Genomic DNA, 593 nt, shown 5'->3' on the forward strand with positions numbered 1-593 from the left:
CGACGACAGCCTCCCAGCGAAGATTGCGCGTTTATCACACCCGAGGGACGTTCCTGCGGGCATTGCCCCTGAAACCCAGGCAAGGCTGGCCCCCATTCGCGACGCCGTGCCGCGCCGGGATGGCGAAGCCAGTCTGCCCTACGCCCGCCGACTGCACGAGCAGCGGCCCGGCCTCAGCCTGAGCGAGCTGTCCCTGCTCTCGGGCGCCACGGAAAGCCATCTGCGCCGCGAGCCGGTCTTCAAGGCGCTCTCCGTGGAACTGGCCGCCATTCGCGACGCCGTGCCGCGCCGGGACGGGGAAGCCAGTCTGSCCTACGCCCGCCGACTGCACGAGCAGCGGCCCGGCCTCAGCCTGAACGAGCTGTCCCTGCTCTCGGGCGCCTTGGAAGGCCATCTGCGCCGCGAGCCGGTCTTCAAGGCGCTCCCCGTTGAACTGGCCGCCATTCGCGACGCCGTGCCGCGCCGGGACGGGGAAGCCAGTCAGGCCTACGCCCGCCGACTGCACGAGCAGCGGCCCGGCCTCAGCCTGAGCGAGCTGTCCCTGCTCTCGGGCGCCACGGAAAGCCCTCTGCGCCGCGAGCCGGCCTTCAAGG

General features: G+C 71.6%; 1 protein-coding gene. It reads left to right on the forward strand.

Annotation, left to right across the window (positions count from 1 at the left end):
* Positions 1-106 precede the first annotated feature (106 nt).
* Positions 107-593: hypothetical protein (locus AC1DQ3_RS36665; RefSeq protein ID WP_477124970.1), on the forward strand; the 487-nt coding region annotated here is incomplete at its 3' end.

The organism is Cupriavidus sp. 01T418 (assembly GCF_056398885.1).